Raw genomic sequence first — 12064 nt, 5'->3', positions numbered from 1 at the left:
AGTAAATGAAAAAAGGTTTGAAAATCGCAGCTATCACTGTAGGAGTTATTATCATCCTCATGCTCCTTCTCCCTTTCGCCTTCCAAGGTAAGATAGCCGATATCGTAAAGACAGAAGGCAACAAAATGCTTAATGCACAATTTGATTTTGAGAGACTTAACATTAGCCTGTTCCGCAACTTTCCACAGGCTTCTGTCACACTCGAAGATTTCTGGCTGAAAGGTACAGGAGAATTCGCTAACGATACTCTCGTACAAGCCGGAGAGGTTACCGCAGCTATCAATCTATTCTCACTTTTCGGAGATAGTGGCTATGATATTTCTAAAATCTTCATTGAAGATACCCGGCTGCACGCTATTGTATTGCCGGACGGACAAGTGAACTGGGATATCATGAAGCCGGACACCACAGCAACAGAGGAAACGCCTACGGCAGAAGAGGAATCTTCTCCTTTCAAGGTGAAGCTACAACAGTTTGTCATCAAAAACATGAACTTGGTTTATGACGATCAGCAAGGAAAAATGTATGCTGACATCCGCGACTTCAATGCCGTTTGTTCCGGCGATTTGGGAAGTGACCGTACCACATTGCAACTGGAAGCGGAAACCCAATCTTTGACTTACAAGATGAACGGCATTCCTTTCTTGGCAAATGCCAATATTTCCGCTAAAATGGATATAGACGCCGACTTAGCCAATAATAAATATACATTGAAGGATAATACTATCCGCCTTAATGCCATTCAGGCAGGTATTGACGGCTGGGTTGCCCTACAAGATCCCGCTATCGACATGGATTTGAAACTTAATACGAATGATATCGGGTTTAAAGAAATTCTTTCGTTGATTCCGGCCATCTATGCTACTGAGTTCTCAAGTCTGAAAACTGACGGGACTGCTACTCTGACTGCTACTGCCAAAGGCGTTCTGCAGGGAGATACCGTACCCGCATTCAATATCGATATGCAGGTCAAGAATGCCATGTTCCGCTATCCGGCTCTGCCGGCTGGTGTAGATCAAATCAACATCAGCGCCAATGTTCAGAATCCGGGAGGAAATATTGACTTGACTACCGTTACCATCAATCCGTTCAGCTTCCGTCTGGCAGGAAATCCGTTCAGTCTGACTGCCAACGTGAAAACTCCAATCAGCGACCCGGACTTTAAAGCGGAAGCAAAGGGCATCCTTAATTTAGGTATGATCAAACAAGTGTATCCACTCGGTGATATGGAGCTGAATGGGACGATCAATGCCGATATGCAGATGTCCGGCCGTCTTTCTTATATAGAAAAGGAACAATATGAACATATACAGGCTGCCGGTACGATCGGATTGACAGGCATGAAACTTCAGATGAAAGATATGCCGGATGTAGAAATCCAGAAATCCCTTTTCACTTTTACTCCGAAGTATCTTCAGTTGAGCGAAACGACCGTCAATATCGGAAAGAATGATATCACAGCCGATAGCCGCTTCGAGAACTATATCGGATATGTACTGAAAGGAACTACCTTGAAGGGAAATCTGAACATTCGCTCCAATCATTTTAATTTGAATGATTTCATGGGTGATTCTGCCGAAGAAACAGCCGCAACACCGAATACAGCCACAACAGACTCGGTTGCTACTTCAACCGGAATCTTTGAAGTCCCCCGTAACATTGACTTCCAAATGGACGCTAATCTGAAAGAAGTATTGTTCGATAAGATGGCCTTCAACAACATGAATGGCAAACTCATTGTGAAAGACGGTAAGGTAGACATGAAAAACCTTTCCATGAATACAATGGGAGGAAATGTAGTAATGAATGGATATTATTCTACCGCCAACGTGAAGAAACCGGAGATGAAAGCCGGATTCAAACTGTCGAATATCGTTTTCGCACAGGCTTACAAAGAACTGGATATGGTACAGAAGATGGCTCCTATCTTTGAAAACCTGAAAGGTAATTTCTCCGGCAGTATCAATGTATTGACTGATCTGGACGCAACTATGAGCCCTGTATTGGACACAATGCAAGGGGACGGCAGCCTCTCCACCCGCGACCTCAGCCTGAGTGGAGTAAAAGCGATTGACCAGATTGCCGACGCTGTGAAGCAGCCGAGTCTGAAGGAAATGAAAGTGAAAGATATGACGCTGGATTTCACTATCAAAGACGGACGTGTGGAAACAAAACCGTTTGATATCAAGATGGGTGACTACAACTTGAATCTTTCAGGTAGTACAGGACTCGACCAAACCATCGATTATACAGGAAAGATCAAGCTGCCCGCTTCTGCCGGTAACATTTCCAAGCTGATGACTCTCGACTTGAAGATCGGAGGCTCGTTTACCTCTCCTAAAGTCAGTGTTGATACAAAGAGCATGGCAAGCCAGGCTGTTGAGGCCGTAGCCGACGAGGCTATCAGCAAACTGGGACAAAAACTAGGTCTGGATTCAGCCGCTACCGCCAATAAAGATTCTGTCAAGCAGAAAGTGACGGAAAAGGCGGCAGAGAAAGCACTGGATTTCTTAAAGAAGAAACTCAAATAAAAAAGGAGAAAAAGGTTATGCTTCTGAAGCTATATGATAAAAATAATAACCCGCAGGATTTACAACGAATCATTGATATCCTGAATGATGGCGGACTTATCATCTATCCCACCGACACGATGTATGCTATCGGTTGTCATGGTTTGAAAGAACGTGCGATAGAACGGATATGTCGTATTAAGGAGATAGATCCGCGCAAGAATAATTTGTCAATTATCTGCTATGACCTGAGCAGTATCAGCGAATATGCCAAAGTCGACAATAATGTATTTAAGCTTATGAAGCATAACCTTCCGGGACCATTCACCTTTATTCTGAACGGAACAAACCGGTTGCCTAAGATTTTCCGTAACCGAAAAGAAGTAGGTATCCGTATGCCGGACAATCATATTATCCGAGAGATAGCACGGCTGCTGGACGCTCCCATCATGACTACCACCCTGCCTCATGAGGAAAACGAGGACTTGGAGTATATGACCGATCCGGAACTTATAGACGAAAAGTTCGGAGATATCGTGGATCTTGTTATTGATGGAGGTATCGGAGGCATAGAGCCGTCAACTGTCGTAAAATGCACAGAAAACGAACCGGAAATCGTGCGTCAGGGAAAAGGCTGGCTGGAGGAGAATTGAACCATTTATAATTGTTCATACTCTGATTGTTCATATAGAAAACGGGCTGCATCAACGTTGAATTGATTGCAGCCCGTTTTTATAGAGTATATTCCACTTCTTACTTAATCAAAGACTCCGGATCCAGATGAGCGGATTCAATGTCTTTAAAGTAACGATAGGTACCTACTTTCAGTTCTACCGTAGCAGCATCGTCACACACGATGATACCCTTTTCGTGCATCTGCAGAGCACTGATAGTCCACATCTGAGTGATAGCTCCTTCTACCGCATGATACAAAGCACGTGCCTTGTTATGGCCATTAACGATAATCATCACTTCCTTTGCGGAAAGCACAGTACCGACTCCCACTGTCAATGAAGTCTTAGGCACTTTATTGATATCATTGTCAAAGAAACGGGAGTTAGCGATAATTGTATCCATTGTCAATGTTTTCTGACGAGTGCGTGAAGTCAGCGAGGAGCCCGGTTCGTTGAAAGCAATATGCCCGTCAGGACCGATACCACCCATAAACAGGTCTATGCCACCGTATGATTTAATCTTCTCTTCATAACGTGCACATTCCGCATCCAAATCAGGAGCGTTACCGTTCAAAATATTTGTATTCTCCGGCTTAATGTCAATATGGCTGAAGAAGTTATTCCACATAAAAGAATAGTAGCTTTCCGGATGTTCCTTCGGTAAACCTACATACTCATCCATATTGAACGTTACGACATTCTGGAAAGAAACAATGCCCTTCTTATTCAGGTCGATCAAAGCCTTATACATTCCAAGTGGGGAAGAACCGGTAGGACATCCTAATACAAATGGTTTTTCAGGGGTTGGATTAGCAGCTTTTATTTTTGCAGCAACATAATGTGCAGCCCACTGAGACACAGACTGATAGTCCGGTTGAATAATTAATCTCATAAGTCGATTGTTTTATAGGTTAGTTAATAAATAATATCTCATTCACTGTTTTATCGGTCTTTCTTCAAGCGGTCCGCCATTGCTCGTGCCAGATTTTCGCACTGAGTATAAGTGATATCCCTCATCGCCTGCTTCATCTCCACAGGATCGCCCACTAACTCGAATTTGCTCTTTTCAGCAAATTCAGCCAGACGTTTCACAGCAGCACCTGCCCATGTAAAGGAACCGAAGTAACCTAAATAGCGACCTTTCACCTCACGCAACAGAATCTTTGAAAGCAACGCATCTACTTCGGGGAATAGCTGATTGCTGTAAGTAGGCGAACCGATGATTAATCCTTTATAACGGAAAATATCTGCTATGATATAAGAAGGATGGCTCTTCGTCACATTGTACATGACTATATTTTTGATTCCTTGTGCCGAAAGCTCTGCAGCGATAGCCTCAGCCATTTGTTCCGTATTTCCATACATACTTCCGTACACAATCACCACACCTTCATCCGCATCATAACGGCTCAGTCTGTCATAGATACCAATCACTTTGGCAATATTCTCTGTCCATACGGGTCCGTGAGTAGAGCAGATAGCAGAAATAGGAAGTCCGCCCAGTTTTTGCAAAGCCTTTTGTACAGGGCTTCCATACTTACCTACAATATTTGAATAATAACGTACCATTTCTCCCCAATATCTGTCTACATTCATGCCAGTATCCAGAAAACCGCCATCCAATGTACCAAAGCAGCCGAATCCGTCACCGGAGAAAAGAATTCCTTCCGTTTCATCAAAGGTCATCATCGTTTCAGGCCAATGCACCATCGGAGTCATATAAAATCGCAGTTTGTGATGTCCTAAAGCTAAGAAATCTCCATCCTTCACCAGATACTGTTCACCAGTCACTCCGTAGAAGCCTTCAATCATACCAAAGGTCTGCTTATTACCCACAATAATAATTTCCGGGTAATGTTGCTTTATCAATCGGATAGAGCCGGAATGATCCGGTTCCATGTGATTTATAATCAAATAATTGATGGGACGTTCGCCAATCACCTGCTTTATTTTACGCAAGTAGACTTCAAAATAACAGATATCTACCGTATCCACCAATGCCACCATTTCATCATCAATCAGATAAGAGTTATATGAAACTCCATAGGGCAATGGCCACATCGCTTCAAACCGGTGTTTGTTACGGTCATTTACTCCCACATAGTGGACATTTCCTTTAATTCTTGTTTTATGTTCCATTCTTCAGTTATTAAGTGGTAAACTTATCATCTGCAAAAATAATCCTTTTTTCCGAATCCTTATACTTCTTGCCTTGATAAGCATCTCTTTCTTTCATTCTTTTTTGTAAACGTGCCACAAATTCATAATTTTTCAATCCCCAATCCGGTGCTATTAATAATTCTTTAGGAGATTGAGAAACAAAACGTTCCACCACCATATCAGGTCGGAGGTGTTCTATATAATCGATTACCAGATCAATGTATTCGTCCACTTCCGTAAACAGATGGAAATCGTCCGGAGCTTCAGCGTACTCATGCGCCATTCGAGTACCCCGAATTAACTGTAACTGATGAATTTTAAGGGTAAATAGAGGCAATTGGGAAAGGATTCCGGCTTGCTCTACCATCGTTTCACGCGTTTCTCCCGGAAGTCCAAGAATAATATGCCCACCTGTCAGAATACCACAGGCAGCCGTTCGTTCTACAGCCTCCACTGTTTCCGCATACGTATGCCCACGGTTGATACGTTGCAAAGTTTTATCACAAGTACTTTCTATACCATATTCTACCATGAGGAAAGTATGTTTATTCAGTTCTTCCAGATAATGCAACAGTCCTTCCGGCATACAATCCGGTCGGGTTCCAATCACTAGCCCTACAACACCGTCAACCTTTAGAGCTTCTTCATATTTGCGTTTTAGCCCCTCCAACTCCGCATACGTATTTGTATATGCTTGAAAATAGGCTAAATACTTCATCTCCGGATATTTGTGCGCAAAAAAGTATTTTCCTTCCTGCAACTGAGTAGTAATGGACTTCTCCGTCCGACAGTAATCGGGATTAAAAGTTTGATTGTTACAATATGTACAGCCTCCCCACCCTTTCGTTCCATCCCGGTTAGGACATGTGAACCCGGCATTCAATGATATCTTCTGTACTTTATAAGAAAAGTATTTCCTCAAAAACGTTGGAAAGTCATTATATAATATAGGTGTGGACATATTTACTCCCTTCTTTTAATATTTGATCGGCAAACATAGGAAAAATCAGTGAGTTACAGAAAGTTAGTGCAAAATATCTTCAATATATTAAATATTTCATAATTACCATAAGATAAATTAATAATTATTGCGATTCAAAAAAGTATTTAGTTAATTTTGCCATGATTTTAGGCATTGACGGGAGGATACTTGTGAAAGTCTTGTGCAATTTATTCCCCAATTATGATTTCATCTCACCATACCCCATGCAACTCTCGTCAATAAAATTATCCTCTCTATATTCCAAATAAGAATATGGAGAGGATTTTTTAATAATACCTCATAAGACCGCTTCCCAGCCATTCCGAATCAGGTTACCATTTCAATAAATACCATATAAAGAACAAATATTACACACTGCAACATCGAATTAGCCATACCTTTGCAGTGTTCAATAAGTAATTATTGGCTTCAATTTATAACTATAAAACCAAAAATTTATCATCAAACAATAACTATTAAATTAAAACATGCTGAGATTGTTTAACCCAATGAAAGACATGCGCACCTTGCTGCTAATGTTATTTGCAATGATATCAATCGGAATATCAGCGCAAACACTTACCTTAAAAGGTAATGTGAAAGACACTACGGGAGAACCGGTTATCGGAGCTTCTATTGTTGAAAAAGGAAATACCACCAATGGAACAATTACCGACTTGGATGGTAATTTTTCTCTTAAGATTGACGGTAAAAAGACGATTGTGATTTCATATATCGGTATGAAAACACAAGAGATAGCCGTTCAAGGAAGAAAACTAATCAACGTAACTATGAGTGATGACTCCAAAGCTTTGGACGAAGTCGTTGTTATCGGCTATGGTACAGTGAGTAAGAAAGACCTCACAGGTTCCGTTGCATCAGTCAGTGCAAAAGATATCGCGGCAGTGCCTGTATCAAGTGCGACTGAGGCTTTAACCGGAAAAATGGCGGGAGTTAATATCACAACCACTGAGGGTTCTCCCGATGCAGATATCAAAATACGGGTACGTGGAGGAGGTTCTTTGTCACAAGATAACTCACCTCTTTACATCGTAGACGGATTTCCCGTGTCCAGCATTAGTGACATCGCTCCATCCGAGATCCAAAGTATCGATGTACTGAAAGACGCTTCCTCGACCGCCATCTATGGTGCTCGTGGGGCAAACGGTGTCATCATCATCACTACCAAGAGCGGTAAAGAGGGTAAAACACAAGTAGACTTCGGAGCTTCTTACGGTTTTAAAAAAGCTACAAAGTTCACTAAAGTACTAAGCCCATACGATTATGTAGCTTACCAATATGAATTGGATGCGAACAACTTATCAAATTTTATCTATGGAGAATACGGTGATTTAGACATTTGGAAAAGTGTAGAAGGCACTGACTACCAAGATGAAATTTTCGGGCGTACCGGTAATCAAGCTCAATATAATGTGAATGTAAGCGGCGGAAGCAAACAATTTAAATATAATGTAAGCTATGCTCATAATGACGAAAAAAGCATCATGCTTGGTTCCGGTTATCGTAAAGATAATGTAAATGCCAAAATTAAGGCGGAAGTGAATAAATGGATCACTTTAGATGCCAACGTGCGAATGAGTTACACGACAACCGATGGCTTGAGTGGCGGTTCGGACACCAATGAATCCAATGCTTCCACTTCTATCGTTGCCAATGCAATCCGCTATCGTCCGGTAGAAAAACTGACTGTAGGAGGTGATGAAGAAGTTTATAATCAAAAAAGCCCGTTGGAACGTCTTGTAGCTACTTATAAGCAACGTAATGTTTCCAACTATAACTACAATGCCGGAGTAAACTGGAAACCACTTATCAACTTTACTTTCCGTTCCGAATTCGGTTACGGATGGAAGTATGACGATATAGAACAAGCATGGGGTTCAGATGCCACACAAAATTCAAATTATGGCTATAATGGTCAGCCACAGGCATACGTTGCAAAAGAAACAATCAAGAATTGGCGCAACTCCAATACACTAACTTACGAAAACAAGAAACTTTTCAACGGACGTGACCGTATCAATGTATTAGCAGGTCATGAAATCAGCAGTAGTTGGAGTAAAGCATACAAAATGGTTTCGGTAGGATTCGACTCAAATGCCAAAGTAGAGGATATTCTATCTAAAATGGGTGGAGGAACAGCTCTTCCCACACAAACGACGTACTCAGCTAAAGATAACTTACTTTCATTCTTCGGACGTATCAACTATACGCTGAGCGACAAATATCTTTTTACAGCTACAATACGCGCGGATGGTTCCAGCAAATTCGCTAAAGGAAACCAATGGGGAGTATTTCCATCGGCTGCTTTCGCCTGGCGTATGTCCGACGAAGCATTTATGAGCAATACACGCAATTGGCTTTCTTCACTCAAACTAAGATTAAGCTATGGTACGGCAGGTAATAACCGTATCAGTTCCGGATTGATTAATGAGACTTTCTCTCTAGCGGGAAATACATCTAAGCCCCCGTATTGGAATAATATCAGTAATTCTATGTTAACTCCGGGTACTAATCTCAGCAATCCCGAATTAAAATGGGAAACTACCATCACACGCAATTTGGGATTTGACTTCGGTTTCTGGGATAACCGCATATCAGGTTCTTTAGACTTTTATTGGAATACGACCAAAGATTTGTTGATGCGTACGGAAATACCATCCATCAGCGGATATAATTACCAATATCAAAATTTTGGCAAAACATCAAACAAAGGAGTTGAACTCAGTATGAACGCCGTGCTTTTGGACAAAAAGAAATACGGATTGAACTTCAACTTTAACATTGCCTACAACAGAAACCGCATTGACGAATTAAACTCCGATAATCCATGGCAAAGCAGTAACTGGGCTGGTAGTACTATCGCCCGCTATGAAGACTTCCGTGTAGAAAAAGGAGGACAATTAGGCGAAGTATGGGGATACAAAACCAACGGATACTTCACTGCTTACGATCCCGTTACCAATCCGACAGGCGAATTAATCCTAAACGGTACCACATGGGTATTAAAGGATGGAATTACAGACAATAGTCCGACCATTACAGGTGGTAATTATTATCCCGGAGGACTGAAAGTTGAATGTGACGCAAACGGAAATCCAATCAAACAAAAGCTTGGAAATACTGTAGCTCCCGTTGTAGGCGGTTTCGGATTAAACGGACGTGTCGGCAACTTCGACTTCAACCTGTTCTTCAATTATTCTATAGGAAATCAGATTGTTAACGGAGCCAAACTGGCGACTTCCTTTTATTCAAGTTCCCGCGAAGGTTACAATCTAAACAATGATTTTGCATTGGCAAACCGCTATACATGGGTGGATCCGGTAACAGGAATGAATTTAGGACGCCCTTCATCCAGTGTTCTCAACACATATGGAGGTGAGCAAGGATTGATTAACCGACTCAATGCCATTAATTCTGAAGCCTCGAACTACAATCCTGCCGCCGTATCAACTATGCAGTTGACCGACTATGCAGTGGAAGACGCTTCATTCTTACGTGTCAATAATATCACCATAGGTTATTCATTTCCGAAATCATGGATAAAGAAATGCTTTATGGAAAACGTCCGCATCTACGTCACCGGTTATAACTTATTCTGCATAACCAAATACTCAGGGGCCGATCCGGAAGTAGATACCAGCAGTAAACGAAACGCTATGACACCGGGTATAGATTATGCAGCTTATCCGAAAAGCCGTTCGTTCATAGGAGGCATTAATGTCACATTCTAAATTATCATAACAGACAGCATCATGAAGAATATATCAAAACTAATCATACTAACTGCCGGTATCCTGACCGTTACCGGGTGTTCTGACTTTTTAGACCAGACTTCCCCGTCTGAACTCAACCGGGATGAACTCAGTGAAAGTACCTATTATACGGGACTGTTGATCAATAACGTCTATGGCGGCCTTGTACAAGATGCAACTTATTCCCGTGACATTCCAATTGCAATGAGTACCAACACAGATTGTGAGCTTATCGACGGACTGGGCTCAGATGCTCAGAACACATCCAACGAACGGGGAAACATGAATTATAACGCTAATCCCGGATGGTCAGAACTTGCCAGAATATGGGATGCCATGTATTCCACAATCGAAAGCGCCAACCTTGCCATTGCCACTATTGAGAACAGCGCTCTTATCCATTCCGGAGGAACTGACCAGAAAATCATGGAACGTTATAAAGGCGAAGCACTTACCTTACGAGCAATGCTCTATCTGGACTTAATCCGTATTTTCGGTGATATACCTTTCAAGACTGATGTTTCATCCACCGATCTGAGTAATGTGTATAAAGGAAAGACAGACCGTGACGAAATAATGGATTCTCTGATTATCAATCTGAAAGAAGCTATAGAATTATTGCCATGGGCAGGAGAAGTATCCGGATATACCACAGAACGCGCAACTAAAGGATATGCTCACGCACTATTGGCAACCATCGCACTGACACGTGCCGGATGGGCTATACGGGAGCAAGCTAAAAATGGTTACGAAACTCATAGAACCTGTTCGGACCCTGTTTATCCCACCCAACGTTGTGGTGAAGAGAAACGAAAAGAACTGCTAAAACTGGCTTTGACACATCTGACTGCCGTCATGAGCAATCCCTCTCCACACCAACTTAATTCGTCTTTTGAAAATCAATGGACAATGGTGAATAGAAGGGAATTGGATGAGACTTTCCGCGAAAACCTATTTGAAATTCCGATGGGACTAGGTGTCAGCAGCGAATTCGGTTATACAATCGGAGTACGTATCAATGGAGAAACAGCCGAATATGGCACACGTGGCAACTCTTCCGGAAAGCAGCGTCTTACCTCCACTTTATATTGGTCATACCGTCCGGATGACGAACGACGGGACATCACTTGTTCCAACTTGCAACTGACACAAAACAGTGCCGGAATAACCGTAGAGGAAATGTTGGGGAATTCTCCTTTCCAAATATACTGTGGGAAATGGGATGTACGTAAAATGCCGGATGATTTGGCAAACGTGGCACTCAATGCCGGAGACTCAAAATGGTTTACCGGAATCAACTGTGTGAAAATGCGTTATTCGCAGGTATTATTGATGTATGCTGAGGTCATGAACGAATTATCAGGCAGTGCTGATGGCTCTTACGCCGGAAGTGCCGGAATTACCGCACGCCAAGCTCTATCTAAAGTGCACTGCCGCGCATTTGCCGATCCTTCTGCTGAAGAAGAAGCGTATATCAACCAACTGCCAAGTAATAAAGACGAATTTTTCAAGGCCATCGTTGACGAAAACGCATGGGAACTGGCAGGTGAAGGAGTACGCAAATACGATTTGATCCGCTGGAATTTACTGGTAGATAAGATCAACCAATTTAAGAATGACTATAGCGAACAGATACAAGGGGCATATCCCAGGTATTGGTTATTCAATTATGCAGATGCTCAAAAAACAAAAATAGACCTCAATTCTATCACGGGAGACGGTTACTACGCCTCGTCTACTAACAGCAACTGGGCAGCAACATACGATGCACGTGTCAGTGCTTGGGGCAGTGAAAGAACAACCAGCAACCCCCGTAATTCTCAAGAATACTTGCCAAGTATCTCTAGCGGATTGGTTGGTGATAATGTACAGGTAGTCAACCGATATCTGATGCCTATCGCCTCCACTACCATCTCCGCGCTGAACGGACGCATTCACAATTCATACGGATATTCTGACTAACAC

At 42.2% G+C, this 12064-nt stretch carries 7 protein-coding genes; 4 read left to right on the top strand and 3 right to left on the bottom strand.

Translation table 11 applies throughout. The annotated features are described in order from the left end of the window. The first annotated feature begins 5 nt into the window (after positions 1–5). Both ACNOGP_RS08525 and ACNOGP_RS08520 read left to right on the top strand, forming a co-directional pair. A complete protein-coding gene (locus ACNOGP_RS08525) occupies positions 6–2531 on the top strand; it encodes an AsmA-like C-terminal region-containing protein (protein WP_418214552.1) in 2526 nt (841 codons plus the stop codon). A gap of 17 nt (positions 2532–2548) precedes the next feature. Next, positions 2549–3163 carry an L-threonylcarbamoyladenylate synthase gene (locus ACNOGP_RS08520; protein WP_007764827.1) on the top strand — a complete coding sequence of 205 codons (615 nt, stop codon included), beginning with the start codon at positions 2549–2551 and terminating at the stop codon, positions 3161–3163. A gap of 100 nt (positions 3164–3263) precedes the next feature. On the opposite strand, the gene nagB is transcribed toward ACNOGP_RS08520, so the two are convergent. Genes nagB through ACNOGP_RS08505 form a run of 3 tightly spaced genes read right to left on the bottom strand, consistent with a single transcriptional unit; the run spans position 3264 to position 6305 of the window. After that, entirely contained in the window at positions 3264–4076 is an 813-nt protein-coding gene (gene nagB, locus ACNOGP_RS08515; protein ID WP_007764825.1) for a glucosamine-6-phosphate deaminase, read from the bottom strand. A 50-nt stretch (positions 4077–4126) separates the two neighbouring features. Beyond that, positions 4127–5323, bottom strand: a complete 1197-nt coding sequence (locus ACNOGP_RS08510; RefSeq protein ID WP_418214551.1) for an FprA family A-type flavoprotein — start codon at positions 5321–5323, stop codon at positions 4127–4129. A 10-nt stretch (positions 5324–5333) separates the two neighbouring features. Then, on the bottom strand, positions 5334–6305 hold the full coding sequence (locus ACNOGP_RS08505; RefSeq protein WP_272720259.1) for a TIGR01212 family radical SAM protein: 972 nt from the start codon (positions 6303–6305) through the stop codon (positions 5334–5336). Positions 6306–6814: 509 nt separating this feature from the next. On the opposite strand from ACNOGP_RS08505, the gene ACNOGP_RS08500 reads away from it, so the two are divergent. Both ACNOGP_RS08500 and ACNOGP_RS08495 read left to right on the top strand, forming a co-directional pair. Continuing rightward, entirely contained in the window at positions 6815–10078 is a 3264-nt protein-coding gene (locus ACNOGP_RS08500; RefSeq protein WP_418214550.1) for a SusC/RagA family TonB-linked outer membrane protein, read from the top strand. Positions 10079–10099: 21 nt separating this feature from the next. After that, the gene (locus ACNOGP_RS08495) at positions 10100–12061 is read left to right on the top strand and encodes a RagB/SusD family nutrient uptake outer membrane protein (protein ID WP_418214549.1); all 1962 of its coding nucleotides are present in this window, start codon (positions 10100–10102) and stop codon (positions 12059–12061) included. Positions 12062–12064: the final 3 nt, after the last annotated feature.

It is taken from the genome of Bacteroides difficilis, assembly GCF_048319815.1.
Lineage (GTDB): Bacteria > Bacteroidota > Bacteroidia > Bacteroidales > Bacteroidaceae > Bacteroides > Bacteroides zhangwenhongii.
This window is presented reverse-complemented; position numbering and strand designations above follow the sequence as displayed.

Bases quoted from the DNA above. Each gene is read 5' to 3' on its own strand.
- ACNOGP_RS08510 (WP_418214551.1), bottom strand. From the start codon at position 5,323: ATGGAACATAAAACAAGAATTAAAGGAAATGTCCACTATGTGGGAGTA.
- ACNOGP_RS08500 (WP_418214550.1), top strand. From the start codon at position 6,815: ATGCTGAGATTGTTTAACCCAATGAAAGACATGCGCACCTTGCTGCTA.
- ACNOGP_RS08505 (WP_272720259.1), bottom strand. From the start codon at position 6,305: ATGTCCACACCTATATTATATAATGACTTTCCAACGTTTTTGAGGAAA.
- ACNOGP_RS08525 (WP_418214552.1), top strand. From the start codon at position 6: ATGAAAAAAGGTTTGAAAATCGCAGCTATCACTGTAGGAGTTATTATC.
- nagB (WP_007764825.1), bottom strand. From the start codon at position 4,076: ATGAGATTAATTATTCAACCGGACTATCAGTCTGTGTCTCAGTGGGCT.
- ACNOGP_RS08520 (WP_007764827.1), top strand. From the start codon at position 2,549: ATGCTTCTGAAGCTATATGATAAAAATAATAACCCGCAGGATTTACAA.
- ACNOGP_RS08495 (WP_418214549.1), top strand. From the start codon at position 10,100: ATGAAGAATATATCAAAACTAATCATACTAACTGCCGGTATCCTGACC.